The organism is Arthrobacter sp. BG5, from assembly GCF_056680155.1.
In genome coordinates, this window is the sequence record NZ_CM155268.1 from 1016728 (window position 1) to 1041002 (window position 24275).

At 70.9% G+C, this 24275-nt stretch carries 24 protein-coding genes and 1 riboswitch; of the genes, 7 read left to right on the forward strand and 17 right to left on the reverse strand.

The window, feature by feature from the left end:
• Nucleotides 1–15: 15 nt before the first annotated feature.
• The 9 genes from AC1MBE_RS04545 to hemE form a co-directional block, all read right to left on the reverse strand.
• Nucleotides 16–1137: an LLM class flavin-dependent oxidoreductase gene (locus tag AC1MBE_RS04545; protein ID WP_479781112.1), complete on the reverse strand. Its 1122-nt coding sequence runs from the start codon at nt 1135–1137 to the stop codon at nt 16–18.
• Nucleotides 1134–2117, reverse strand: a complete 984-nt coding sequence (hemB, locus tag AC1MBE_RS04550) for a porphobilinogen synthase (protein WP_479781113.1) — start codon at nt 2115–2117, stop codon at nt 1134–1136. The genes AC1MBE_RS04545 and hemB overlap by 4 nt, the downstream gene beginning before the upstream one ends.
• On the reverse strand, nt 2114–3031 hold the full coding sequence (locus AC1MBE_RS04555; RefSeq protein ID WP_479781114.1) for a uroporphyrinogen-III synthase: 918 nt from the start codon (nt 3029–3031) through the stop codon (nt 2114–2116). The genes hemB and AC1MBE_RS04555 overlap by 4 nt, the downstream gene beginning before the upstream one ends.
• Before the next feature lie 20 nt (nt 3032–3051).
• The gene (hemC, locus tag AC1MBE_RS04560; RefSeq protein ID WP_346959572.1) at nt 3052–4050 is read right to left on the reverse strand and encodes a hydroxymethylbilane synthase; all 999 of its coding nucleotides are present in this window, start codon (nt 4048–4050) and stop codon (nt 3052–3054) included.
• Entirely contained in the window at nt 4047–5318 is a 1272-nt protein-coding gene (locus tag AC1MBE_RS04565) for a ferrochelatase (RefSeq protein WP_479781115.1), read from the reverse strand. The genes hemC and AC1MBE_RS04565 overlap by 4 nt, the downstream gene beginning before the upstream one ends.
• On the reverse strand, nt 5315–6031 hold the full coding sequence (gene hemQ, locus AC1MBE_RS04570) for a hydrogen peroxide-dependent heme synthase (protein WP_479781116.1): 717 nt from the start codon (nt 6029–6031) through the stop codon (nt 5315–5317). The genes AC1MBE_RS04565 and hemQ overlap by 4 nt, the downstream gene beginning before the upstream one ends.
• A gap of 97 nt (nt 6032–6128) precedes the next feature.
• Nucleotides 6129–6431, reverse strand: coding sequence for a hypothetical protein (locus AC1MBE_RS04575; RefSeq protein ID WP_479781117.1), 303 nt, complete (start codon nt 6429–6431; stop codon nt 6129–6131).
• A gap of 593 nt (nt 6432–7024) precedes the next feature.
• Nucleotides 7025–8515, reverse strand: a complete 1491-nt coding sequence (gene hemG / locus AC1MBE_RS04580) for a protoporphyrinogen oxidase (protein ID WP_479781118.1) — start codon at nt 8513–8515, stop codon at nt 7025–7027.
• Nucleotides 8516–8523: 8 nt separating this feature from the next.
• Nucleotides 8524–9687 carry a uroporphyrinogen decarboxylase gene (hemE, locus tag AC1MBE_RS04585; protein WP_479781119.1) on the reverse strand — a complete coding sequence of 388 codons (1164 nt, stop codon included), beginning with the start codon at nt 9685–9687 and terminating at the stop codon, nt 8524–8526.
• Between the two features lie 158 nt (nt 9688–9845).
• On the opposite strand from hemE, the gene AC1MBE_RS04590 reads away from it, so the two are divergent.
• Nucleotides 9846–11195 carry a glutamyl-tRNA reductase gene (locus tag AC1MBE_RS04590; RefSeq protein ID WP_479781120.1) on the forward strand — a complete coding sequence of 450 codons (1350 nt, stop codon included), beginning with the start codon at nt 9846–9848 and terminating at the stop codon, nt 11193–11195.
• A gap of 21 nt (nt 11196–11216) precedes the next feature.
• Here the strand turns inward: AC1MBE_RS04590 and AC1MBE_RS04595 are convergent, their stop codons facing one another.
• Together AC1MBE_RS04595 and moeB are read right to left on the reverse strand one after the other, a co-directional pair.
• On the reverse strand, nt 11217–12224 hold the full coding sequence (locus tag AC1MBE_RS04595) for an SDR family NAD(P)-dependent oxidoreductase (RefSeq protein ID WP_479781121.1): 1008 nt from the start codon (nt 12222–12224) through the stop codon (nt 11217–11219).
• A gap of 69 nt (nt 12225–12293) precedes the next feature.
• Nucleotides 12294–13505: a molybdopterin-synthase adenylyltransferase MoeB gene (moeB, locus tag AC1MBE_RS04600; RefSeq protein ID WP_479781122.1), complete on the reverse strand. Its 1212-nt coding sequence runs from the start codon at nt 13503–13505 to the stop codon at nt 12294–12296.
• A 6-nt stretch (nt 13506–13511) separates the two neighbouring features.
• Between moeB and AC1MBE_RS04605 the strand changes: the two genes are divergently transcribed.
• The 3 genes from AC1MBE_RS04605 to AC1MBE_RS04615 all read left to right on the forward strand — a co-directional run bounded on the left by AC1MBE_RS04605 (nt 13512) and on the right by AC1MBE_RS04615 (nt 14904).
• Nucleotides 13512–14258, forward strand: a complete 747-nt coding sequence (locus tag AC1MBE_RS04605) for a TetR/AcrR family transcriptional regulator (protein WP_479781123.1) — start codon at nt 13512–13514, stop codon at nt 14256–14258.
• Between the two features lie 64 nt (nt 14259–14322).
• Nucleotides 14323–14547, forward strand: a complete 225-nt coding sequence (locus AC1MBE_RS04610; protein ID WP_479781124.1) for a DUF3107 domain-containing protein — start codon at nt 14323–14325, stop codon at nt 14545–14547.
• 54 nt (nt 14548–14601) lie between these two features.
• Nucleotides 14602–14904, forward strand: coding sequence for a hypothetical protein (locus AC1MBE_RS04615; protein WP_479781125.1), 303 nt, complete (start codon nt 14602–14604; stop codon nt 14902–14904).
• Here AC1MBE_RS04615 and AC1MBE_RS04620 read toward each other — a convergent pair.
• The 5 genes from AC1MBE_RS04620 to thiO form a co-directional block, all read right to left on the reverse strand.
• Complete coding sequence (locus AC1MBE_RS04620) at nt 14901–16202, reverse strand: RNA polymerase sigma factor (RefSeq protein WP_479781126.1); 1302 nt, start codon at nt 16200–16202, stop codon at nt 14901–14903. The two genes, AC1MBE_RS04615 and AC1MBE_RS04620, sit on opposite strands and share 4 nt — an antisense overlap.
• A 43-nt stretch (nt 16203–16245) precedes the next feature.
• Nucleotides 16246–16569 (reverse strand): YciI family protein, encoded by a 324-nt coding sequence (locus AC1MBE_RS04625; protein ID WP_479782476.1) that lies wholly within the window; start codon nt 16567–16569, stop codon nt 16246–16248.
• A 126-nt stretch (nt 16570–16695) separates the two neighbouring features.
• Entirely contained in the window at nt 16696–17505 is an 810-nt protein-coding gene (locus AC1MBE_RS04630; RefSeq protein WP_479781127.1) for a thiazole synthase, read from the reverse strand.
• A gap of 5 nt (nt 17506–17510) precedes the next feature.
• Nucleotides 17511–17747: a sulfur carrier protein ThiS gene (thiS, locus tag AC1MBE_RS04635; protein WP_346959585.1), complete on the reverse strand. Its 237-nt coding sequence runs from the start codon at nt 17745–17747 to the stop codon at nt 17511–17513.
• Nucleotides 17744–19060 (reverse strand): glycine oxidase ThiO, encoded by a 1317-nt coding sequence (thiO, locus tag AC1MBE_RS04640; protein ID WP_479781128.1) that lies wholly within the window; start codon nt 19058–19060, stop codon nt 17744–17746. The genes thiS and thiO overlap by 4 nt, the downstream gene beginning before the upstream one ends.
• A riboswitch (TPP riboswitch) is annotated at nt 19052–19172 on the reverse strand. Its footprint overlaps the gene before it by 9 nt.
• Nucleotides 19173–19198: 26 nt before the next feature.
• On the opposite strand from thiO, the gene thiE reads away from it, so the two are divergent.
• Nucleotides 19199–19939, forward strand: coding sequence for a thiamine phosphate synthase (gene thiE / locus AC1MBE_RS04645; RefSeq protein WP_479781129.1), 741 nt, complete (start codon nt 19199–19201; stop codon nt 19937–19939).
• Between the two features lie 34 nt (nt 19940–19973).
• Here thiE and AC1MBE_RS04650 read toward each other — a convergent pair whose 3' ends face one another.
• Nucleotides 19974–20645, reverse strand: coding sequence for a ferritin-like fold-containing protein (locus AC1MBE_RS04650; protein ID WP_479781130.1), 672 nt, complete (start codon nt 20643–20645; stop codon nt 19974–19976).
• Nucleotides 20646–20685: 40 nt separating this feature from the next.
• Here AC1MBE_RS04650 and AC1MBE_RS04655 point away from each other — a divergent pair, with 40 nt between their 5' ends.
• Together AC1MBE_RS04655 and AC1MBE_RS04660 are read left to right on the forward strand one after the other, a co-directional pair.
• Nucleotides 20686–22191, forward strand: a complete 1506-nt coding sequence (locus tag AC1MBE_RS04655; protein WP_479781131.1) for an RNB domain-containing ribonuclease — start codon at nt 20686–20688, stop codon at nt 22189–22191.
• A gap of 310 nt (nt 22192–22501) precedes the next feature.
• Nucleotides 22502–24268, forward strand: coding sequence for a DEAD/DEAH box helicase (locus AC1MBE_RS04660; protein ID WP_479781132.1), 1767 nt, complete (start codon nt 22502–22504; stop codon nt 24266–24268).
• The last annotated feature ends 7 nt before the right edge of the window (nt 24269–24275 follow it).

Genomic DNA, 24275 nt, shown 5'->3' on the forward strand with positions numbered 1-24275 from the left:
ATTCTTTCAGGGTTCTCACAGGGCCCGGTCACCGGCGGGCGCCGCGGAGGCCAGCAGCGCGGACACGCGGGGCGCCACCTCGGTGCCGAACAGTTCGATGGAGCGCATCATGGCGGCATGCGGGAGCGTGCCGTTGCTGTACTTGAGGTCGAAGCGGTCCACGCCCAGGTTTTGCTTGAGCAGGGCGATCTTCGCCGCGACCGTCTCCGGTGAGCCGACGTAGAGCGCGCCCTCGGGGCTGCACAGGTAGTCGAACTCGGCGCGGTTGCCCGGCCCCCAGCCGCGCTCCGCGCCGATCTGGTTGCGCTGGCCGAGCCAGTGCGGGAAGAACTCCTCCCGCGCGTCTTCGTCCGTGGCGGCGAGGTGGCCGGGTGAATGCGTGGCCACCTGCTGCATCGGGTGGCCGTATTTGGCCATGGCCTCGCGGTAGAGCCCGGCCAGCGGACCGAAGGACCGTGGCTGGCCGCCGATGATGGCGAAGATGATCGGGTAGCCGTACTCGGCGCAGCGCAGCACCGATTCCGGGGTGCCGCCGACGCCGATCCAGGCCGGCAGCAGGTGGTGCTCAAGCGGCGGGTAGACGCTGAGCCCGTTGATCGGCCGGCGTGTCCGGCCCTCCCATTTCACCGGTTTCTGCGCGCGGACCTTGTCAAAGAGTTCGAGTTTTTCCTCGAACAGGACCTCGTAGTCGGCCAGGTCCAGGCCGAACAGCGGGAACGACTCCACGAACGATCCGCGGCCCAGCATCACCTCGGCCCGGCCGTTGGAGATCGCGTCGACGGTGGCGAATCGCTGGAAGACGCGGATCGGGTCATCGGAGCTGAGGACGGTGACCGCGGAGCCGAGGCGGATCTTCCTGGTCCGGGCAGCGGCGGCGGCGAGGAACACCTCGGGCGCGGAGACGGCGAAGTCGCGGCGGTGGTGCTCCCCCACGCCGAAGGCGTGCAAACCCACCTGGTCCGCGAGTTCAGCCTGTTCCAGCAGCTGCCGCAGCACCTGGGCGTGCGGGACGGGGTGCCCGTCGGGGAACACGCCGACGTCGCCGAAGGTGTTCAGGCCGAGCAGGATCGTCTCCGGGCCCACCGGCGCGGTGGGGTTCGCCCCCGATGCCGGGTCCGGCACTGTCGAGGGGCTCACCGGGCTTCCTTCAGCCAGCCGGCGAGTTCGCTCGCCCAGTAGGTCAGGACCATGTTGGCGCCTGCCCGCTTGATCCCCAGCACGGACTCGGTAATGGCGGCCCGGCGGTCGATCCAGCCGTTCGCGGCGGCGGCCTCGATCATCGAGTATTCGCCGGAGATCTGGTAGGCGGCCACGGGCACCGGGCTCATCGCGGCGACGTCGGCCAGGATGTCGAGGTAGCTCATGGCGGGCTTCACCATCACCATGTCCGCGCCCTCCTCAAGGTCCAGTTCCACTTCGAGGATCGCTTCGCGGCGGTTGGCGGCGTCCATCTGGTAGGTGCGCCGGTCCCCGGTCAGCTGCGAGTCGACGGCTTCGCGGAAGGGGCCGTAGAAGGCCGAGGCGTATTTGGCGGCGTAGGCCACCACGGCGGTGTTGGCGTGCCCGGCTTCTTCCAGGGCCTGCCGGATCACGGCGATCTGGCCGTCCATCATGCCCGAGGGGCCGAGCACGTGCGCACCGGCCTGGGCCTGCGCCACCGCCATCTGCCCGTAGATCTCCAGGGTCGCGTCGTTGTCGACGTAGCCGTGGTTGTCCAGGACGCCGCAGTGGCCGTGGTCGGTGAATTCGTCGAGGCAGACGTCGCTCATGATGACCAGGTCGTCGCCAACCTCGGCTTTCACATCGCGGATGGCCTTGTTCAGCACGCCCTCGGGGTCCAGCGAGGCGGTGCCGCGGGCGTCCCGTTCGGCCGGGATGCCGAAGAGCATAATGCCGCCGACGCCCAGCTCCACGGCCTCGGCGGCGGCGCGCTTGAGCGAGCCGGTGGTGTGCTGCTGCACGCCGGGCATCGAGGCGATCTGGTTGGGCTCGGACAGCCCCTCGCGGATGAAGGCCGGCAGGATCAGCTCCGCCGCCGAGAGGCGGTGTTCGGCCGTCAGCCGCCGCATCGCGGGAGTGGTGCGGAGCCGGCGGGGGCGGTGGGTCGGGAAGCTCATGTCTGGTCCTTCACAGTCTGCTCGGGGTCGGGGTGGGGTGCGGGGGGCGCCGGATCCAGGGCGCGGATGACGGCGGCGACGAGTCCGGAGGCGGTGGGCTCCTCGGCGACGGCGGCAACCGGCAGGCCCAAGGCCTGGGCCTCGGCCTCCGTCGAACGTCCGATCGCTACGAGCCGGCAGCCGCCCAGCGGCGACAGCCCGGTGTGGACGCGGCGGGCGGCGCTCGGCGACGCGGCGACGATGGCGTGCAGGGTTCCGGCGTCGACGGCGGCTTGGGCGTCGGAAAGGCTCAACACCGCGGCGTCGCCTGTCCGGGGCTCGGGGGCGCCCAGGCTGCGCCGCGGATCGGCGGGGTAATCGACGGTCCGGTAGGCGGTGACGGCCTGGACGGAGGCGCCGCGCGCCTGAAGCCCCCGGCGGAGCCGCGGATCGGCGATGTCGGCCTGCGGCAGCAGCACGCTGCCGTGTCCGCGGGGCCAGATGTCGAGCAGCCCCGCCCCGGACTGCTGGCCGGCGGGCGCGAGGTCCACCGGGATGTCCAGGGCCTCCAGCACGCGCCGGGTGGCGGGGCCGACGGCGGCGACCTGCAGGCTGCCGGGCAGCCAGGCGCTGAGGGCGGCGCCCCGTTCGGCGGCCTTGGCTTCCAGGACCTGGACGGTGGTCACGCTGCTGACCACCAGCCAGGTGTAGGCGCCGGCGCCGAGCGCGTCGAAGGCTACGTCCAGCGAGTGCTGGTCGGAGGCGTGCTCGAAGTCGATGAGCGGCAGCAGCAGCGGCTCGGCGCCGGTCTCCCGGAGCGCGGACACCAGCGCGCCGGCCCGGTCCGGGCTGCGGGTGACCAGGACCCGGGCGCCCTCGAGCACCCTGGGTCCGGCGTCCCCGTCCGGCCGGCGGCTGGCGCTGCGGCGTCCCATCAGGTGAGAATCCGTCCGGCTCAGGAAGCGGCCAGGTCGGCGATGTCGGCCGCGCCGGCGGCCAGCAGCGCTTCGGCCAGTTCGATTCCCAGCAGCGTGGCACCGACCTCCGTCAACCCGTCGGTGGCTTTCTTGTCCCGGACGGTCGCGGTGCCGTCCACGGCGCAGACCACGGCTTCGAGGTGCAGCATGCTGCCCTTGCGGTAGGCGTAGGCGCCGACCGGGGCGGCGCAGCCGGCCTCCAGCCGGGCCAGAAGTGCCCGTTCGGCGGTGACGGCCAGCCGGGTGTCCGGGTCGTCCAGGGCAGCGAGGGCCTGGGCGAGTACGCCTTGGGAGCCCTCGGTGGACCCGGCTTTGCGGGGCGCGTCGGAGCTGCGGCATTCGATCGCGAGGGAGCCCTGCCCGGCGGCCGGGAGCATCACCTCGGTGTCGAGGTATTCGCTCACTGCGTCGAGCCGGCCGATGCGGTGCAGTCCGGCGGCGGCCAGCACGACGGCGTCGAGGTCGCCGGATTTTCCTTCGACGACGGCGCCGGTGCTGTTGCCGGGCAGTCCGGGAACGCGGCCCAGGCGGGTGTCCACGTTGCCGCGGATGTCGCGGATGTCCAGGTCCGGCCGGGCGGCGCGCAGCTGCGCGGCCCGCCGCGGCGAGCCGGTGCCGACGCTTGCGCCGGCCGGCAGTTCGGCGAGGGTGAGCCCGTCGCGGGCGCAGAGCACGTCCCGGACGTCCACCCGCTTGGGTGTGGCCGCGAGCGTCAGGCCCAGGGCCGCACCGGTGGGCAGGTCCTTGAGCGAGTGCACCGCGACGTCGCACGCGTCACGCAGCAGGGCGTCGCGCAGCGCGGCGACGAAGACGCCGGTGCCGCCCATCTGGGAGAGCGGGCCGGTGAGGACGTCGCCGTCGGTGCGGATGTGCACCAGTTCCACCGGGAACCCGCCGACGGCGGCCAGCTGGTCCGCGGTCTGCTGGGTCTGGGTGAGGGCGAGTTTGCTGGCCCGGGTGCCGATCCGCACGGTCACGGCGTGGCCTGGCCTGCTGCCGGGGCGGCCGCGTCCGCGGCTGCGGGTGCCGCGGCCGGGTAGGGGTCGTGTCCCGTTCCGATGTGTGTGTCCGCACCCGCGATGGTGGGCTTTTCGCCGCGGAAGTTGGCGCAGCAGCCGGGCCGGCAGACGTCGTACCAGGGGCCGAGCTTGGTCAGGTGCGGCCGGTCGGCAATGGTGTTCGCCGCGGTCCGCTCGCTGATGAGGTCCACGATGCTGGCGACGAACTTGCGGTGCGTGCCGGGCGTGGGGACGCGGGTGGCCGCCAGGCCCAGCTTGCCGCAGGTTTCCAGCGCTTCGGTGTCAAGGTCCCAGACGACCTCCATGTGGTCGCTGACGAAGCCCAGCGGCACGATCACCACACCCTTCACGCCCTGGCCGGCGAGCTCCTCGATGGCGTCGTTGATGTCGGGTTCGAGCCACGGCACGTGCGGGGCGCCGGACCGGGACTGGTACACGAGGGACCAGGGCGCGGTCAGGCCGGTTTCGGCTTCGACCCGGCGGATGACCTCGGTGCCGGTGGCCAGATGCTGGGCCACGTAGGCGGAGTCCTGCTCGAACTGGCGCGGTTCGCCCTCGGAGCGGCCGGCCGCTTCGGCGTCGCGGGTCGGGATGGAGTGGGTCGCGAACAGGATGTGCACCGGCGCGTCCGGGGTGCCGGCGGCGGCCAGCTGGGCGCGGACGTCGGCGAGGCCGGCGGCCGTGCCCTCGATGAAGGGCTCCACGAAGCCCGGGTGGTCAAAGTACTGGCGCACTTTGTCCACTTCGAGCTTGCCGTCCAGCCCGGTTTCGGTCAGCGCCATGCCGATGTCCTCGCGGTACTGCCGGCAGCTGGAGTAGCAGGAGTAGGCGCTGGTGGTGATCATCAGGACCTTGCGGTGCCCGGCGTCGTAGATCTCCTGCAGGGTCTGCGGGATGTAGGGGTCCCAGTTGCGGTTGCCCCAGAAGACCGGCAGGCCGATGCCGCGGGCCGCCAGTTCGGCCTCCATGGCGGCCTTGAGCTCGCGGTTCTGCTGGTTGATCGGGCTGATGCCGCCGTTGGCGCGGTAGTGGTGCGAGACCTCTTCGAGCCGTTCGTCCGGGATGCCGCGGCCGCGCGTGACGTTGCGCAGGAACGGGATGACGTCTTCCTGGCCTTCGGGGCCGCCGAAGGAGGCGAGCAGCACGGCGTCGTAGTCCTTGGGGGCCATCCGCCCGGCTTCGGTGACGGGGTTCACGGCCGTGACCTGCGGATCGAGCGGACTCATGCGAGGACCTCGGCAATCTCGGCGGCGGTGACGCGGCGGCCGGTGTAGAAGGGGATTTCCTCCCGGACGTGGTGGCGGGCCTCGGTGGCGCGCAGGTGGCGCATCAGGTCCACGAGGTCCACGAGTTCCGGGGCTTCCAGGCCCAGGATCCATTCCCAGTCGCCCAGCGCGAACGAGGAGACGGTGTTGGAGATGACCTGCGGGAAGTCGCGGCCCAGCAGGCCGTGGTGGCGGAGCATCGCGCCGCGCTCGGCGTCCGGCAGCAGGTACCACTCGTAGGAGCGCACGAAGGGGTAGACGCAGAGCCACTCGGCCGGTTCCACGCCGCGGGAAAACGCCGGGGTGTGGTTCTTGGCAAACTCCGCCTCGCGGTGCACGCCCATGGCGGACCACGCGATCTCGGTGCCGGTGAACAGCTTGCTGCGGCGGATGTCGCGCACCGCGCGCTGCAGCGCTTCGGCGCGGGGGCCGTGCAGCCAGACCATGATGTCCGCGTCCGCCCGCATCGCAGAAACGTCGTAGCTGCCGCGGTGGACGACGCCGTCCTCGGCCAGCCGCCCGATCAGCGCCTCGAAGTCCTCGGCCGCTTCGCCGCTGCGCAGGACGTCGGCGGAGCGCTTGAACACCGTCCAGAGCGTGAAGAACTGCTCGCCTGATTCTTCGGCTGCTGTATTTCCGGTTTTAGTGACAGATTCGGCAGAAGTGTGGCTCATGGATACCAGTCTGCCCCCTCCCCGGAGCTAAGTCGAAACAGAGCACTTCTACAACGCGTAGAAGTGCTCAATTTCACAACGGGACGGTTCCGGCGGCCTAGATCCTGCGCATCCGGAGGACGATCGCACCTGCCCCCAGGGAGACCGCGACCAGGCAGATTCCCCAGCCCACCTGGGCGGAGGGGCCGGCCGGCTCCACGGAGGACGCCGCCTGCATCTTGCCGCCGGGGCTGGCCGCCGGGGACGCTTCCGTGGCGGCGGACATCGTGGTCGCGGACCGCGGCGTGCCGCCCGGGGTTGCCGACGGCGTGCCGGCGGCGGGGGCACTGCCGGGGGCACCCTCGTCCGGTACGCCTGCGGCGGCCTGCTGGCCGGCGGCCGGAGCCTGCGATGCCGGCACCTGCGGGGCGGAGCTGCCCGGGGCCGGGGTCCCTGGAGCAGAGGTGCCGGGCGCAGCGGTTCCCGGCGCCGGGGTGTTGGGAGCAGTCGCGCCAGGGGCAGTAGGTCCCGTCGCGGGGGCGTCGGTGGCCCGCCCGGAGCCGCGCTGCTCGGGCGGTTCGGTCGGGTCGGGTTCGTCCGTGGCCGTGTCCTGCGTGGGCGACGGAGTGGCGGAGCCGGAGGTCGGTGAGGGTTCGGGCGATTGGACCAACCCGCCGATCAGGTCATCGATGCCGACTGAAATCGAGGCGGACGGGGTGTCCGGGCTGGGTGTCGGAGAGGCAGCGTAGGTGGCAGGAACCCCTGCGGTGAGAGCCAGTACCGCTCCGAGCGCCGCCACTGCCGTGCCGCGTCGGAGTCCCCCATGGTGACCGGCCGGCGTTTCTGGAACTTCGGACCTGTGCATAACCATGGTCATCGACCCTAGCGGCAGAACGCCGGCGGGGAAAATTTGCCGAACGGGCGTTTTCGGGTTACCAGCCGGGCTGACAACCAGACTCACGGGCGCCTGCCGGGCGCCGGGCCGGGCCCGGGGTTCCGGCCCCGCGGCAGCCGTCAGGGCAGCAGGGACGCGAGCCGCTTCGGGGTGTCGGCGACGATCGCGGCGAGGCCGTTTCCCGACAGCCAGCCCCCGACGACGGCGAGGTTTCGCTCCGCCGCGTACAGCTGCCGGACCTGCTCGACGCGCTGCTTGTGCCCAAGCGCCGCGAACGGCAGCGCGCCGGACCAGCGCACCACGTCCCAGCCGACCACGTCGGTCCGGGACAGCGGGACGCCGAGCAGTACGGCGGCGTCGTCCAGTGCGGCGCCGAACAACTCCTCGTCGCTGCGGGGTTCACGGTCGGCCGCGTTGTCCGGGGCGATGTCGCCGCGGCCGTAGGAGAGCCGGAGGACGTGCCGGCCGGGCGCCGCCTGTTCGGCCAGCCACGCCCATTTGGCGGTCGCGTGGGTGAGCGCCTTGGCGCGGATACCGGGGCTTTGCGGGGCCACCAGCACGCCGGTGCCGCGCGGAGCGGCGTCGAGGGCGGGGCGGTCCAGCACGAGGGTTACCAGCCGCACGTCGGGTCCCGCGTCGGGGCGGAGGGCCGCCAATGCCGGCAGGGTGTCCGCGAGCAGGGCAACGGCAGCGGGGCCTTCCACCGCGACCACCAGCCGTTCTGCGTCGAAACGGGCCCGGCCCGCGGTGACCCGCCAGCCCCCCGGAAGGCGCTCCACGGCGTCGGCACGGGTCCCGCTGAGCAGGGTGGCGTCCAGCCCGCGCAGCTCCGCGACGAGGGCGCCGACGAGGGTGTGCATCCCGCCGCGGAGGCCGGCGACGGCGGAACCCGCCTTCTGCAGCCCGGGCTGCGGCGGGCGCGGCCCAGAGGGGCCGGACGCCGGCGCGGCCGGGCGGGCGGCAGCGCCGCGGCGCTGCGCGGCCACGGCGGCGGCGAGCGAACCATGCGTGCGCACCCCGGCGCGCAGTCCGGGTGCCACCATGTCCACATCCAGCAGGGCAGGGTCGGCCGAGTGCACGCCGCCGACTACCGGCGAGACGAGCCGGTCCAGCACGCGCCTGCCCATCCGGGCACGGACCAGAGCGGCCACACTGGTGGCCTGGGCAGCGGTCCCCACGGAGGCCGGCAGCAGGGCATCGATGGAGGCCCGGACGGAGCCGAACAGGCCAAGGGACCGCCGGACTTCGGGGTCCCAGGGGTTGGCCGGAATGCCCAGGACGCCGGTCTTCGGCAGTTCGCGCGGACCCTCCGGCAGCTGGACCCAGGCGCCGCCTGGGTTGGGCGGAACGATCTGCGGGCCGAGGCCCAGTTCTTCGGCCAGGTCAGCCACCGCGGCGGACCGGGTGGCGAAGGACTCGGCGCCGCTGTCCAGCGTCAGGCCAGCCACCACGTGGCTGCCCACGCAGCCGCCCCAGTCCCCCGCTGCTTCCAGCACCGTGGTCCGGACGCCGGCGCGGGCCAGCTCCCGTGCGGCGAGCAGGCCGGAGATGCCGCCGCCCACCACCACGGCGGTCGGCGCCGGTGAACCCGCGTCAGCGTCGGTGGCCATCGGGGGGCTTACTCGGGCGCGATCGAGTGGATCAGTTCGACGACGCGGGTCAGGACCGCGGCGTCGGTTTCCGGCGGCACGCCGTGGCCCAGGTTGAGCACGTGCCCCGGCGCCGACGCGCCGGCGGCAATGACGTCCCGCACGTGCGCCTCAAGGATTTCCCACGGTGCGGAGAGCAGCGCGGGGTCAATGTTGCCCTGCAGCGGAACGGTCCCGCCCAACCGGCGGTTGGCTTCGTCCAGCGGCAGCCGGTAGTCGACGCCCACGACGTCGACGCCGACGTCGTGCATCGCGACGAGGAGCTCCGAGGTGCCGGTGCCGAAGTGGATCAGGGGTGCTCCGAGGTGCCGGACGTGGTCCAGCGCGCGGGCGGATGCCGGGGCCACAAAGCGGGTGTAGTCGGCCAGGCCCAGGGAACCGGCCCAGGAGTCGAAGAGCTGCCCGGCGGAGGCGCCGGCCTCCAGCTGCGCGCGGAGGAACAGCCCGGAGGCGTCGGCGGCCCAGTTGGCCAGGGCGGTCCAGGTTTCCGGATCCGCATGCATCATGGTGCGCGGGCCGAGGTGGTCGCGGGACGGCTTGCCCTCCACCATGTACGCGGCGAGGGTGAACGGGGCGCCGGCAAAGCCGATCAGCGGGGTGCTGCCGAGTTCGGCCACGGTGAGCCGCACCGCTTCGCGGATCGGTTCCAGGGCTTCCCAGGTCAGCTGCGGCAGGGCGGCGACGTCGGCCGCGGTCCGGACCGGCTTGTCCAGCACGGGCCCGACTCCGGGAACAATGTCGACTCCGACGCCGGCCAGCTTGAGCGGGATGACGATGTCGGAGAAGAAGATCGCCGCGTCGACGTCGTGCCGGCGCACCGGCTGCAGGGTGATCTCGGAGGCGAGTTCGGGGCGCAGGCAGGAGTCCAGCATGGCCACGCCTTCGCGCACCTTAAGGTATTCCGGCAGCGAGCGGCCCGCCTGGCGCATGAACCAGACCGGCCGCCGCGAGGGCTTGCCGCCGCGATAGGCGGTGATCAGCGGGGAACCGGCGGTGCGGCCGTCCATCAGGGGATGGCCGGCGTCGAGGCTGTTGTTTGCCTTGCCGTCGTTTGCCGTGCCGTCGTTTGCAGTGCTGTTCAGTGCAGTGCTGTTCATTGCAGTGCCGTTGACGGCCGCAGCGCTAGGAGTCATGCCTTTGATTGTGCCGAAAATCGGCCCTAAAAGATAACGACAGCCTGTCAGGACCGCCCCGGCAGGCGCCGCCGTGGCGGGAATCACAGCCCCGGGTGGGCAGTCCCACGCCCGCCCGTTGTTCTACCGGGACACGAAAAAGCTATGATTGTCGTGCTGTGGTTCTTTTCTCATTGGTGGCTACACACGCCGACATCGACCTCGAGACCGTTGCTCAACTGAGCACCGGCGCTTCCGGGCTTGCCACATCCGCCCTCGCCGGATCGCCGGCCGTGGCGGGTGCCGTTGTCCTTGCCACCTGCAACCGCTTCGAAATCTACGGCGAAGCCCCGCACCCGGACGACGTCGAGGCGGCCCGCGCCGCGCTGGTCTCGCAGATCAGCGGCGCCAGCGGACTCAACGAACAGCTCGTCTCCCGCGCCTTCAACACCCGCACCGGCCCCGACGTCAGCCGGCACCTGTTCGCGGTCAGCTCCGGTCTGGATTCCGCCGTCGTCGGGGAACGCGAAATCGCCGGCCAGGTCCGGCGCGCCCTGATCACCGCGCAGCACGACGGCACCGCCAGCTCCGGCCTCGTCCGCCTCTTCCAGGCCGCTTCCAAGACCGCCAAGGACGTCGGCGCGCAGACGGCGCTCGGCTCACGCGGGCTCTCCATCGTCTCCGTCGCCCTGGACCTCGCGACCGACCTGTCCGAGAACCCCGACTGGTCCAGCAAAAAAGCCGTGGTCTTCGGCACCGGCGCCTACGCCGGCGCCACCATGTCCCTACTGCGCGAACGCGGCTGCACCGACATTTCCGTGTTCTCCTCCTCGGGCCGCGCCGCCGGCTTTGTTGCCACCCGCGGCGGCACCGCCCTGGACAGCGAGTCCCTGCCGGGCGCCGTGGCCGCCGCCGACGTGATGATCGGCTGCAGCGGCTCCGACAACCGCGTCGAGGCCCCGGAGCTCGCCCGGATCCGGTCCGCGTCGCCGCAGCCGCTGATCGCGATCGATCTGGCCCTCACCCACGACTTCGATCCCGCCGTCGCCGAGCTCGACGGCGTCGAACTGCTCACGCTGGAGTCCGTCCGGCTGGCAGCGCCGCAGGAGCAGGCGGAGTCGCTGAACCAGGCCGGCGGCATCGTCGACGGCGCCGCGGCCGCCTTCGAGCAGGAACGCCAGGCGCGCTCGGTCGATTCGGCCATCGTCGCCCTTCGCCGGCACACCATGGACGTACTCGACGCCGAGATGGAGAAGGTGCGGGCCCGTCACGGCTGCACCGCCGCGGCCGAGGAAGTCGAGTTTGCCCTGCGCCGGATGGTCAAGCAGCTCTTGCACGTGCCCACCGTCCGCGCCCGGGAACTGGCCGCGAACGGCCAGCAGGACGACTACGTGGCCGGCCTCGAGGCCGTCTACGGCATCACCGTCGAACAGCCCGCGGCCCGCCGCCCGGCTTCCGGCGCCGAGGCCGAGTGCCCGGTCGACCACAGCGCGCTTCCCTCCGCCGACGGCCAGCGCGAAACGGCCTAGCCAACTCCGGCGGCGCCGGTCCTAGGGCGCGGCGAAGGCGTTGACGCCCGTCAGTTCGGCGGACAGCTGCCACAACCGTTCGGCCTCCGCCCGGTCCACGGCGTGGGCGTCCACTCCCCTGATCCGCGCCTCCGGCGTCCCCGGTTCGGTCGGCTCGGCAATGTCACAGTCCTCGCAGTAGACGCCGCCCTTGCCCGCAAGCAGCGGGGAGGTGGCCGCCCACACCGAGGTTGCCGCCCCCTGGGCGGGCGTCTTGAACCGCTCGTTCAGCTTCCCGTCGGCGTCCATCCAGCCGGAGGCGATCATTTCCTCCCTGGGCAGGTGGCGCTGCAGCTCCGTCATGATGCCTCCCGGGTGCACGGCGAAGGCCCGGACGCCGGCGTCCTTCCCGAGCGCGTCCAGCTGGACGGCGAACAGCGCGTTCGCCGTTTTCGCCTGCCCGTAGGCCTTCCACTTGTCGTAGCCGGAGTCGAAATTGAGGTCATCGAACCGGATGGGCGAGAGCTTGTGGCCGGTGGAGGACAGGGCCACCACCCGGGCGTCCTCGCCCGCGGACAGAGCCGGCCAGAGCAGGTTGGTGAGCGCGAAGTGGCCCAGGTGGTTGGTGGCGAACTGGGATTCCCAGCCCGGGCCGACGCGTCGCTCCGGGCTGGCCATGATGGCGGCGTTGTTAATCAGGATGTCCAGGCTGCCGCTGTCGCCGAGGAAGCCGGAGGCCAGAAAATCGGCCGCGAACTCCCTCACGCTGTCCAGCTCGGCCAGATCCAGGCCGGCGACGCTGACTCCGGCCAGGCCGGCGTCGTCCAGGACTTTGCGGGCATGGTCGGGCCGCCGCGCCGGAACCATCACCCGGGCCCCCGCGGTGGAAAGTGCCCGCACAGTCTCCAGGCCGAGCCCGGAGTAGCCGCCGGTGACGACGGCGGTCTTCCCACTCAGGTCCACGCCCGCGATGACCTCCGCCGCCGTCGAACGCGGGCCGAAACCCGAGCCGATCTTGTGTTGCGGGGTCAGGTCCGTGTCTTCGCTCATGGCAGTGCCTCTCGGGTAAGGGCCCGGCGGCCCGGGGACGGGGTAGTCAGTGCAAGGTGTTGAAATGCGTCAGTACACCGGTTTGCCCGGCTCCACGTCGCGGACCCAGGCCAGGATCCCGCCCTCGAGGTGGCTGACGCGTTGGTAGCCGGCGGCCCGGGCGGCGGCCAGCACTGCGGCCGAACGCGTGCCGGCCTTGCAGTGGAACACAATGTCCGTGTCCTGCGGCAGTTCGGCCCAGGCGTCGCCGGCGAGGATCCGGCCCTGCGGGATCAGCGTGGCGCCGTCGATGCGGACGATGTCGAATTCCCCGCTTTCGCGCACGTCCACGAGCTGGAAATCCTTCAGCCCGGCCTTGCGCGAGGCCAGCATGGTGGCGAGCTGGGTGGCGGTGACGGTGTGTTCGGTGCCCGCGTCCGCGGCGGGGGCGATCCCGCAGAACGCCTCGTAGTCGGTGAGTTCGGTGATGCGCGGGGCTTCGGGGTCCCGGGAGACTTTGATTTCGCGCCAGCTGCCGCCGAGGGCGTCGAACAGCGCCACCCGGCCCAGCAGGGAACGCCCGACGCCGGTGATCAGTTTGACCGCTTCGGTGACCATCAGGGATCCGACGGCGGCGCACAGCATGCCGAACACGCCGCCTTCCCCGCACGAGGGCACGGAACCTGCGGGCGGCGCCTCGGGGTACAGGTCCCGGTAGGTGGGGCCGTGCTGCTCCCAGAAGACGCTGACCTGTCCGTCGAAGCGGAAGATCGAGCCCCACACGTAGGGCTTGCCGAGGATGGCGGCGGCATCATTGACCAGGTAGCGGGTGGCGAAGTTGTCGGCGCCGTCGACAATCAGGTCGTAGCCGGCGAAAAGCTCGAGTGCGTTCGCGGCATCCAGCCGGACGTTGTGCAGCCGGACGTCGACCAGGGGGTTCAGCGCGGCGATCGCGTCGCGGGCGGACTCGGTCTTGGGCCGGCCAACGTCGGCCACGCCGTGGATCACCTGGCGCTGCAGGTTGCTCAGGTCCACGTCGTCGTCGTCGATGATGCCCAGGGTTCCCACCCCGGCGGCGGCGAGGTAAAGCAGGGCCGGTGAACCGAGGCCGCCGGCACCGATCACCAGGACCCTCGCGTTTTTCAGCCGGCGCTGCCCGAGCGATCCGATCTCGGGAATGATCAGGTGGCGTGAGTAACGTTCCACCTCGTCCGGCGTCAGCGCGTCCGCCGGTTCGACCAGCGGTCCGGGTGCCGGTGCCGGCGTCGCGGGGGTGCCGTTTGCGGTCATCTGGGAAGCCATACTTCAATGTATGCCCGAAGATGCCGCCAGGTCATATTACCCCCGCGTAAAGTGGAGCTAACAGCGAGGGAAAGTAGGCCGACAGTGGGTCATCAGGCACCGGTTGAGCGGGGACATACCGGCAAGTCGTCGACGGGCCAGGCGCGCAGCGGAACGCAGCGCTCGGCACGGCTGCCGCGCGATGAACGTCGGGCACAGTTGCTGGCCGCCGCGCAGGAGGTCTTTGTGGCCAACGGCTACCACGGCGCCGCGATGGACGAAATCGCCGAGACGGCCCACGTGAGCAAGCCGGTGCTGTACCAGCACTTCCCATCCAAGCGCGAGCTGTACCTGGCGCTGCTGGACAGCCACCTCTCGACCCTGACCGAACTGCTGCTGGGCGCCTTGAATTCGACGACGGACAATGATGAGCGCGTGCAGGCGGTCATGCGCGCCTATTTCCACTTCATCGCCAACGATGACCAGGCGCACCGGCTCGTCTTCGAATCGGACCTGGTCAACGACCGCGATGTGAGCGCACGGCTGGAGACGTTCAACAAGACCTTCGCTGACGCGATCGCGAAGGTCATCGCAGAGGACACCAAGCTGCCGCTCCTGGAAGCCCAGCTCCTGGGCCGGGGACTGTCCGGGATGGCGCAGGTCAGTGCCCGGTACTGGCTGGAAACGGACGGGAACCTCGACATCGATGTGGCCAGCGACCTGATCTACCGTTTAGCTTGGCGCGGAATCTCACGCTTCCCCAAAGAGTCCTAGACTACAAATAGAGAACGTCTCGTAGAGAAAACTTGAACACTTTGATTGGCTTGGAGGCCTTGCTGTGGAAGTAAAGATCGGCATTCAGAACATCGGCCGCGAAATTGCCCTCGAATCGAACCAGGACGCCGACGCGGTGGCGAAGCTGGTGGGAGAGGCACTCTCCCAGGGCACCGAGCTCCGGCTGACCGATGAGAAGGGCCGCCAGATCATCATCCCGGCGAACGTCCTGGGCTACGTGGAAATCGGCGCCGAAGAGGTCCGCCGGGTGGGCTTCGGCGCCCTCTAGACCGCCCCGGCCCCGTTGCCCGCAGCCCAACCCGCACTTCCCCAAGGAGTCTGAATGCTGTCCCTGATTGTGGTGGCCATGGTGGCCGTGGCCGCGGGTTTCGTGGTGTGGGCCAATGACAAGCGGCACGCCAAGTACGGCATCGCCGTGCCGGCGGGGGTCGCCCTCGGCGTGGGGATGCTGAGCTGGATCACTTTCATGGCGGCCGGCTTCGGCTACCAGCCGGGCCTGACCTGGATCCCGTGGGTCGCGCCCTTGCTGCTGGGCGCTGCCGCAGCGGTGGGCGCGGTGCTATACCTCGGCAGGTCACGCACGCGGCAGGACACCGCACGGATGACCGCCATCCTGCGGCTCTAACGCCCAGCGGCCGCGGTTCCGTCGGCGCCGGTCTCTGCCAGGCGCTTGCTGAGGTAGCGGCGCTCCACCTCGGTTGGTGCGAGTGCCCGGGCCTTCAGGTATTCGCGGCCGGCCTCCTGCAGCCTGCCAAGGCGCCGCAGGAGGTCCGCTTTCGCGGCAGGCAGGAGGTAATACCGCTCCAGTGACCCCGCCTGGTCCAGACGGTCGATGAGGTGCAGCCCTGCCTCCGGTCCCTGGGACATGGCGACGGCGACTGCTCGGTTGAGCTCGACGACCGGCGAGGGTGCCAGCTGGGCGAGACGGTCGTACAGCAGCGCCACCCGGGTGAAGTCCGTGCTGCCGAAGTCGGGGGCGGTCATGTGGCACGCGGCGATGGCTGCCTGGATCCGGTAACTTCCGGGCCGGGCACCGCGTGAATTCCCGAGCCGGTCGGCGGCTGCCAGGAGCGCGACGGCTTCCGCCGTCGCTGCCTGGTCCCACTGCCCGCGGTCCTGGTCCTCCAGGGTCACCAGGTCCCCTGCGGCGTCGGTCCGCGTCTTTCGGCGGCCGTGCTGGAACAGCTTGAGTGCCAGCAGGCCCATGGCCTCCGGCTCCTCGGAAGAGCCGTCGAGCAAACGGATCAGGAGACGGCTGAGACGGATCGCTTCGCGGGCAAGCGGCTCGCGGATCAGCGTGGTACCCCCGGCGGCCGCATATCCCTCGTTGAACATGAGATAGAGCACGGACAGGATCCCGGCCGTGCGTTCGGGGATCAGCTCCGGCGGCGGCACCCGGTACGGAATCCCGGCATCCCGTATTTTGGCCCGGGCGCGGACCAGCCGCTTCGACATGGTTGACTCCGGGACGAGGAACGCGCGTGCGATCTCGCCCGTCGTCAGGCCGGCCACTGTCCGCAGCGTCAGTGCCACCCGCGCCTCAAGCGGGAGGGCAGGATGGCAACAGGTGTAAATCAGCCGCAGCCGGTCATCCCCGGCAGCCGGATCAGCGGGGGCATCCTCAGCGAGGGCTTCGAGCTCGGTGAGGATCGCGAGTTCCCGGACCGCCCGCTTTTCGCTGGCCGCGCTCCGCATCCGGTCGATCGCCCTGTTCTTGGCGACGGTTGTCAGCCACGCGCCGGTGTTGGCAGGGATGCCACGCTCCGGCCAGTCGGCCAGGGCGCGTGCAAAGGCGTCCTGGACACAGTCCTCGGCGAGGCTCCAGTCGCCGGTCACGCGGATGAGGGTGGCGGTGATCCGTGCCGTCTCCACGGCGGAGGCGCCTTCGACGGCGGTCCGCACGTCCGTCACTTCCGCTGCCACGCGACCCCCTGCGTCGTGACCGGCGGCCTCCGGCAGACCGCCGCTATTCGAACGGCCACACAGGCCTGATTTCGATCTTGCCGAATTTTGCCATCGGATGTTTGGACGCAACCTCGATCGCCTCATCGAGGTCGGCGCAGGCGATGATGTCGTAGCCCGCGACCCATTCCTTCGTCTCGGCAAACGGACCGTCCGTGATCACCACCTCGCCGGCGCGCACCCTGACAGTGGTGGCGTCCTCCACCGGACGCAGCCTGTCACCGTGGCGGGCAATGCCCCTGGCTTCCACCTCGGCCGCCCATTCCTCGATGTTGTCCTCGGCGGCCACATATTCCGGCGCTGTGGGATCGGTGCAGATGAAAAGCATGTAGTCCACGGTGACTCCTTCTAGTAGGTCGATACGTCAGTACGACGAGGAAGATGCCGTCGAAAGGACACCTGCCGCCAAGTTTCTTTCCGGAATGCTACTCCGGCCGGTTTCCCGAAGCGTCCGTTACAGGAACTCGGCGCGGCCTTCCATGGCGGACGAGGCCAGGGCATGCTCGCGGCGCGGGATCCGGCCTGCCCTGCGCGCCAGCCTGCCGGCGATGACCGCGTGCCGGAACGCTTCCCCCATCAGCGCCGGGTCCTGGGCACGGGTCACGGCGGTGGCGAGCAGCACGGCGTCGCAGCCCAGTTCCATCGCGAGCGCGGCGTCGGAGGCCGTGCCGATGCCGGCGTCAAGCACCACCGGCACGGACGCCCTCGAGACAATCAGTTCGATGTTGTGCGGGTTCAGGATGCCCAGGCCGGTGCCGATCGGGGCACCCAGCGGCATCACGGCGGTGGCGCCGAGGTTTTCCAGCCGGAGGGCCAGCACCGGGTCGTCGTTCGTGTAGGCGAAGACTTTGAAGCCGCGGGCCACAAGCTGCTCGGTGGCCTCCACAAGTTCCAGGGCGTCCGGCAGCAGGGTGTGCTCGTCCGCGATCACCTCGAGCTTCACCCAGTCCGTCTCCAGCGCTTCGCGGGCCAGTTCGGCCGTAAGAACGGCATCCCGGGCGGTGAAGCAGCCGGCGGTGTTGGGCAGCACCCGGATGTTGTTGTCCGCCAGCAGCTGGAATAGCGAGCCGCTCTCGGCCGGCGAGTAGCGGCGCATGGCCACCGTGGTGAGTTCCGTGCCGGAGGCCACCAGGGCGGCGCCCAGGCCGTCCAGGCTCGGTGCCCCGCCGGTGCCCATGATCAGCCGCGAGCCCAGCTCCACGCCGTCGAAGGTCAGCGGGTCCCGGCGTGCCTGCTGGGTTGCGTCCAGCGCTGTTTCTGCCATGGCGTTCATCCTCCCTGTACCGCGGTGACGAGTTCGACGTCGTCGCCCTCGGCGAGCGCCGTCGCGTGCCACTGGCTGCGCGGCACCACCTCGGCGTTGCGGGCGACGGCGACGCCGAGCTTGCGGCCGTCCGTGGCCTGCCCGTCGGCGGCCAGCGTCCGGCCGGTGACCCCGCTGACCAGCGCGCCGACCGTGGCGCCGTCGGCGAGGGCGTGCTGCGCTCCGTTGAGCCTGATGTTCACGCTGTGGTCCTGTCTGTCGGTGATGCATGTGTGGGTGAGACGTCCCGCGGGTCGTGGCCGGAAGAATCCGGGCGGCGGTCGGAGAACCGGTCCGGTCGGAACCGGGCCCAGCGCGGGTCCGGCTGCCCGTCCAGCAGCGCCCGGCAGATGGCGGCGGCCACGGGGGTGAGCAGCACTCCGTGCCGGAAGAAACCGGTGGCCACGATCAGGCCCGCGATGTCCGGCCCGGCGCCGGGGCCGGCCACGCGGCCCAGCAGCGGGGCGTTGTCCGGTGTCCCGGGCCGTGCCCTTGCCGTGGCCTCGAGCAGTTCCAGTTCGGCGACGGCGGGGAGCAGCTGCTGGGCATCGCGCAGGAGCTGGTAGACGCCGCCGGCGGACACGGCGCCGGCGGCGGAGGGCGCGTCCTCCCGCTGGGTTGCGCCGATCACCACCGTTCCGTCCGCCCGCGGAACGATGTAGACCGGGACTCCGCGGACCAGCCCCCGCACGGTGGAGCGCAGCAGCGGCCGGAGCCGTTGCGGCACCCGGAGCCGGAGGATGTCCCCGTAGACCGGCCGCAGCGGCAGGGACAGTCCGGCCGGCAGGCCCTGCAGGTCGGCTGCCCCGAGGCCGGTGGCCACAACCGTCTCACCGGCCCGGATCTCCCCGCCGCCCTCAAGCGTGGCCCCCGCCACGCGGCCGCCATCCCAGAGCAGCCCGGTCGCGCGGCGGCGCACCGCCGTGTACCGGCTGTCCGCGGCCAGCAGCGAGCCGATCCGGGCCAGCAGTCGGCGCGGGTCCACTTGGTGGTCCGCCGGGATGTCGAAGGCGCAGGAGATGCCCGGGCTGAGCAGGGGTTCGCGGTTGCGCGCCTCGCGCACCGTCAGCGGCTCCACGGCCAGCCCGCTGGCCTGCTGCACGGCCCGCAGGTCGGCGAGCGCCCGGCGGTCGGCGGCGTCGGCACCGACGGCGAGGGTCGGCGTCGTGAGATAGCCGGTGCCGCCCGCGCCTACGCCGCCGGCTGTGCTGTTGCCGGCCAGAGCGGCAGCGAACTGCGGCCACAGCCGTGACGCTTCCAGCATCAGGGCCAGGAGGTCTTCCTCCTGGTAATGCAGTTCGCTCACGGGCGCCAGCATGCCGGCGGCGGCCCAGCTGGCGCCGGAGCCGGGGGCGTCGTCGAGCAGGGCGACGGTGCGGCCCGAGCGGCGGGCCTCCCAGGCGATGCCGTGGCCGATCACTCCCCCGCCGATCACGGCGACGTCGTAATATTCGGCGCCTCCGCGCGGCGCAGCGCCGATGGCGGGTGTGGCGGATGGTGGGACTGATACGTCCATAGGCTTCCTTCCCTACGCCGGTACTAACCGGATCAGGTCAAGCGGTCGGCTCTGACGCCCTCTCAGCCCGGCGGCCGGATGACGGCCTGCGCGGGCTCCCGCGGTATGCGCCCAGTTTAGAGGAACTAGGCTTATGGCATGAGCCAGGATGTCCACACCACCGCCCGCCTGTACCTGTGCACCGACGCCCGGAAGGAGCGCGGCGACTTCGAGGACTTCGTTGATGCCGCCTTCGCCGGCGGTGTCGACATCATCCAGCTGCGGGATAAGGCGCTGGAGGCGGCCGAGGAGCTGGAGCTGCTGGAGGTTCTGCACGCCGTGGCGCGGCGGCACGGCCGGCTCTGGGCCGTGAACGACCGCGCCGACCTGGCCTCGCTCGCCGGGGCACCGGTCTTCCACATCGGGCAAAAGGACATCCCCTTCACCGCGGCCCGGGAATTCCTGGGCAAGGACACCGTGATCGGCATGTCCACCCACACCCCGGAGCAGGTCGACGCCGCCATCGCCGCGGCCCCGGGCCGGAGCGGGCTGGACTACTTCTGCGTGGGGCCGGTCTGGGCCACCCCGACGAAGCCGGGCCGCCCCGCCGTCGGGCTGGACCTGGTGCGCTACGCCGCCGCGGCGATCGGCCGGGCCGAGGCCGCAGACGTCGGAAAGGTCTCCGGCGTGGTGCCGTGGTTCGCGATTGGCGGCATCGACCTGACCAACGTGGAGCAGGTCGTCGACGCCGGAGCGCGCCGCGTCGTCGTGGTCCGGGCGATTACCGAGGCCGCCGATCCCGCCGGGGCGGCGCGGCGCCTGCTGGCCGCGCTTGACGCCGGCAGCCACGCCGACGCCGAAAACCACACCGACGTCGGCAGCGGTGCCGGGGAAAACTAGGCGGGCAAGCTAGCCGGGAAGACGGCCCGGGGACTTAGCCGGCAAGTCCGAGCTGGGACATCCGCCGGGAATGCCCGGCGGCGAGGTCGGCGGTCAGGGCGCGGGCGAGTTCGCCGGCCCGGACCTCGTCCGCGCCGGTCAGGCCGCCGAGGAAGGCGTGTTCCACGCTGACCCGCTGCGCCTGGGTGAGTGCCTCCCCGAGCAGCCGCCGGGCCCACAGCGCCAGCCGGGACGCCAGCCGCGGGTCGTCGGCGAGCGCCGCCTTGAGCCGGTCCCGCAGCACCGCCGTCGCGTCCCCTGCGGACTGGACCTGTTCGATCAGCGCGGCGGTGCCGGCGTCGACGTAGCTGGAAATGGACCGATAGAAGTCGGCGGAGACTGTGTCAATCACGTAGGCCTTCATCAGTGACTCATGCCAGTCGGCGGGCCGGGTGCGCTCATGGAAGTGGTCCACCGACGGTTGGAACGGCAGCATGGCTTCCTCCGCGTCGGCGCCCAGTTCGGCCAGCCGCGCGCAGACCAGTTCGAAGTGCTGGAACTCGATGACGGCGAGGCGGCCCAGCACCGCACGGTCGTGCAGGGTGGGCGAATACCGGGCATCGGAGGAGAGCCGTTCGAAGGCTGAGAGCTCCCCGTAGGCCATCACGCCCAGCAGCTCCCTGAGGAAGCGTTGGTAGCGGGCGGGCTCGGCCGGGGAGGTGCTCATGCTTCAAGACTAGTGGCGGAAATCGGGCTACCCTGATTTCGTGTCTCATCATCGCCTGACTCCGAGCGTCCGCCAGCAGAAGAACCAGCTTGCCCAGGCGCTCAACGCACTGCGCACCACCCTGGAACTGCCCGGTCCGTTCCCGGAAGCGGCGCTCCGGGACGCCGAGGCGGCTGTAGCCGGCCACGAACTGCCCGAGTTGGACCTGACGCATGTCGAGTTCGTGACCATTGACCCGGCGTCCTCAACGGACCTGGACCAGGCCCTGTTCATCGACCGCGCCGGCGAGGGCTACAAGGTCTTCTACGCCATTGCGGATGTCCCTTCCTTCGTCCAGCCCGGCAGTGCGCTCGACGCCGAGACACGGCGCCGCGGCCAAACGTTCTACACCCCGGACGGCCGCATCCCACTGCACCCCGAAGTCATCAGCGAGGCGGCCGGCAGCCTGCTGGCGGGCCAGCTCTGTGCGGCCTTCGTCTGGGAGTTCGAACTCGACGGCGCCGCCGAAGTGGCCTCCGTCCTGGTGCGCCGGGCGCAGGTCCGCAGCCGGGCCAAGCTCAGCTACCACGGCGTGCAGGCCGCACTCGACGGCGGCACCGCGGACCCGGTATTGCAACTGCTCAAGGAAGTCGGCAGCAAACGGGTGGAACTGGAACGGCTCCGCGGCGGGGCGAGCCTGAACATGCCGGAGCAGGAAATCGAACAGCTGCCCGACGGCGGCTACCGGATCGTCGCCGCGCCGCCGCTGCCGGTCGAGGACTGGAATGCCCAGATATCCCTGATGACCGGCATGGCCGCCGCGGACCTGATGCTGCAGGGCAAAGTCGGCATCCTGCGCACCATGCCCGCCCCGGATGAGAGCTCGCTGCGGCACTTCCGGCGCCAGACCGGCGCACTCGGCAAACCCTGGGACGGCCGGATCAGCTACGGCGAATACCTGCGCACCCTGGACCCCACCGACCCGCGCCAGCTCGCGATCGTACACTCCGCCGGCATGCTCTTCCGCGGGGCCGGCTACACCCCGTTCGACGGGACGGTTCCCGAGGACGCCATCCAATCCGCCATCGGCGCGGCCTACGCCCACTCCACCGCCCCGCTGCGGCGCCTGATCGACCGTTTCGTCCTGGTCATCTGCGAGGCCCTGTCCAACGACGCCGAGGTACCGGGCTGGGCCCGCGACGCGCTCCCGTCACTGCCGGCCATCATGGCGGCCTCGGACCAGCTGGCCGCCAAACTGGAGCGGCTGTCACTGGACACCGTGGAGGCGGCCCTGCTGAGCAACCACATCGGGCAGGAGTTCGACGCCGTCGTCATTTCCGGTTCGAAACCGGCCAAGAACGGCAGCGCCAACGGTAACGGGAAGGGCAACAACGGGAACGGTAAGGGCAACGGCAACGGGAACGGCCCGTCAGGGATCGTGCAGATCGCCGAGCCCGCGGTGACCGCACGGTGCCCCGGCGAACTGGAGTCCGGCACCCAGGTCCGGGTGCGGGTCCTGTCCTCGGACATCGTGACGCGCGAAGTCCGGCTGGAACTCGTCGGCTGATCACCCGCCGCCCCGCTCCGGCGCCGCTGCCGCGCCACACCGCCGGCCCCGGTCGAGGTTCCGAACGGCGAACGGCTAGACTGGAAGGGTAGTAATGGATGCCCGGTCGTTGATTTCCATGTTTTTCGAATTCAACAAGCCCGCCCCTACGCGATCTTGAGACACACCCGCTGGTCCCAGTGCCAGCATTTAGATAGCCCGCGATCGGCTTCCACTGGACTTGCTTGCGCCCCTGAGCGTGCTCCGGAACGGCCCCGCGCCGGCCCCGTTGAGCAAGCAGCGCAGCCCAAATGAATAAGGAAACTCCCCTGTGAGTGAATTGCACACGCACCAGCTTCTGACTGACGAATCCGGCACGGAAACGATCGAGCCGGAAGAAACCATCATCTCGGACGAAACCCCGCACGAAATCGCGGAAAAATCGTTCGCCGACTACAACGTCCGCGCGGACATCGTTGAATCCCTTGCCGACGCCGGCATCACCCACCCGTTCCCGATCCAGGCCATGACGCTGCCGGTTGCCCTGAGCGGCCACGACATCATCGGCCAGGCCAAGACCGGCACCGGCAAGACCCTCGGCTTCGGCATCCCGGCCCTGCAGCGCGTCATCGGACGCGACGACGCAGGCTTCGCCGAGCTCCCGGCCCCCGGTGCCCCGCAGGCCCTTGTGATCGTGCCGACCCGCGAGCTCGCCGTCCAGGTCGCCGGCGACCTGCAGAACGCGGCCCGCAAGCGCAACGCCCGCATCACCACGATCTACGGCGGCCGCGCCTACGAGCCGCAGGTCGAGTCCCTGCAGCAGGGCGTCGAGATCGTCGTCGGCACCCCCGGGCGACTGATCGACCTGTACAAGCAGAAGCACCTCGTCCTGAAGAACGTCAAGATGGTCATCCTCGACGAGGCCGACGAGATGCTGGACCTGGGCTTCCTGCCGGACGTGGAGACCCTCATCGCCGGGACCCCGGCCGTCCGCCAGACCCTGCTGTTCTCCGCCACCATGCCCGGCCCGGTCGTCGCGATGGCACGCCGCTACATGACCAAGCCCACCCACATCCGCGCCGCGGACCCCGAGGATGAGGGCCTCACCAAGCGCGACATCCGCCAGCTGATCTACCGTGCCCACAGCATGGACAAGATCGAGGTGGTGGCTCGCATCCTGCAGGCCCGCGGACGCGGCCGGACCATCATCTTCACCAAGACCAAGCGCACCGCCGCGAAGGTCGCCGAGGAACTCGTGGACCGCGGCTTCGCTGCGGCCGCCATCCACGGCGACCTCGGCCAGGGCGCCCGCGAGCAGGCGCTGCGCGCCTTCCGCAACAACAAGGTGGACGTCCTCGTCGCCACCGACGTCGCCGCGCGCGGCATCGACGTCGACGACGTCACGCACGTCATCAACTACCAGTGCGTCGAAGACGAGAAGATCTACCTGCACCGCGTCGGCCGCACCGGCCGCGCGGGCAACAAGGGCACCGCCGTGACCTTCGTCGACTGGGACGACATGCCGCGCTGGGGCCTGATCAACAAGGCCCTGGGCCTGAGCGTGCCCGAACCGGTGGAGACCTACTCCTCCTCGCCGCACCTGTACGAGGAACTGGACATCCCCGAGGGCACCAAGGGCCGCCTCCCCCGCGACAAGCGGGTGCTCGCCGGCGTCGACGCAGAAGTCCTCGAAGACCTGGGCGAGACCGGCAAGAAGAACACACGCCCCAGCACTCGGGACGGGGCCCGGGACGGCGCCAGGGGCAGCGGACGCGACTCCGGCCGTTCCGGCTCCCGCGAAGGCGGACGCGAAGGCGGACGCGACGGCGGCCGCGACTCCGGCCGCTCAGGCTCCCGCGACGGCGGCCGTGAAGGCTCCCGTGACGGCGGCCGCTCCGGTGAGCGCCGTCGTCGTTCGCCTGAAAAGGAACCCGCCACCGGACCCGCTGAGGCAGCCGCCCCGGCAACCGCAAACGCGCCGACCGAGGTCGACCGCGCCACCCGTGCCCGCCGCCGGACCCGCACCCGCCGCCGCAACGGCGAAGTGGTGGCCGGCGAGGCACAGGGCGGCGCTCCGGCTCGCAGCGCCGAGGCCTAATCCTCTT

What these genes read in the sequence shown, in the direction of transcription:
- hemB (WP_479781113.1), bottom strand. Translation starts at nt 2,117, where the DNA reads ATGAGCTTCCCGACCCACCGCCCCCGCCGGCTCCGCACCACTCCCGCG.
- AC1MBE_RS04555 (WP_479781114.1), bottom strand. Translation starts at nt 3,031, where the DNA reads ATGGGACGCCGCAGCGCCAGCCGCCGGCCGGACGGGGACGCCGGACCC.
- AC1MBE_RS04565 (WP_479781115.1), bottom strand. Translation starts at nt 5,318, where the DNA reads ATGAGTCCGCTCGATCCGCAGGTCACGGCCGTGAACCCCGTCACCGAA.
- hemQ (WP_479781116.1), bottom strand. Translation starts at nt 6,031, where the DNA reads ATGAGCCACACTTCTGCCGAATCTGTCACTAAAACCGGAAATACAGCA.
- hemG (WP_479781118.1), bottom strand. Translation starts at nt 8,515, where the DNA reads ATGGCCACCGACGCTGACGCGGGTTCACCGGCGCCGACCGCCGTGGTG.
- hemE (WP_479781119.1), bottom strand. Translation starts at nt 9,687, where the DNA reads ATGACTCCTAGCGCTGCGGCCGTCAACGGCACTGCAATGAACAGCACT.
- AC1MBE_RS04595 (WP_479781121.1), bottom strand. Translation starts at nt 12,224, where the DNA reads ATGAGCGAAGACACGGACCTGACCCCGCAACACAAGATCGGCTCGGGT.
- moeB (WP_479781122.1), bottom strand. Translation starts at nt 13,505, where the DNA reads ATGGCTTCCCAGATGACCGCAAACGGCACCCCCGCGACGCCGGCACCG.
- AC1MBE_RS04605 (WP_479781123.1), top strand. Translation starts at nt 13,512, where the DNA reads ATGTATGCCCGAAGATGCCGCCAGGTCATATTACCCCCGCGTAAAGTG.
- AC1MBE_RS04615 (WP_479781125.1), top strand. Translation starts at nt 14,602, where the DNA reads ATGCTGTCCCTGATTGTGGTGGCCATGGTGGCCGTGGCCGCGGGTTTC.
- AC1MBE_RS04625 (WP_479782476.1), bottom strand. Translation starts at nt 16,569, where the DNA reads ATGCTTTTCATCTGCACCGATCCCACAGCGCCGGAATATGTGGCCGCC.
- AC1MBE_RS04630 (WP_479781127.1), bottom strand. Translation starts at nt 17,505, where the DNA reads ATGGCAGAAACAGCGCTGGACGCAACCCAGCAGGCACGCCGGGACCCG.
- thiO (WP_479781128.1), bottom strand. Translation starts at nt 19,060, where the DNA reads ATGGACGTATCAGTCCCACCATCCGCCACACCCGCCATCGGCGCTGCG.
- thiE (WP_479781129.1), top strand. Translation starts at nt 19,199, where the DNA reads ATGAGCCAGGATGTCCACACCACCGCCCGCCTGTACCTGTGCACCGAC.
- AC1MBE_RS04650 (WP_479781130.1), bottom strand. Translation starts at nt 20,645, where the DNA reads ATGAGCACCTCCCCGGCCGAGCCCGCCCGCTACCAACGCTTCCTCAGG.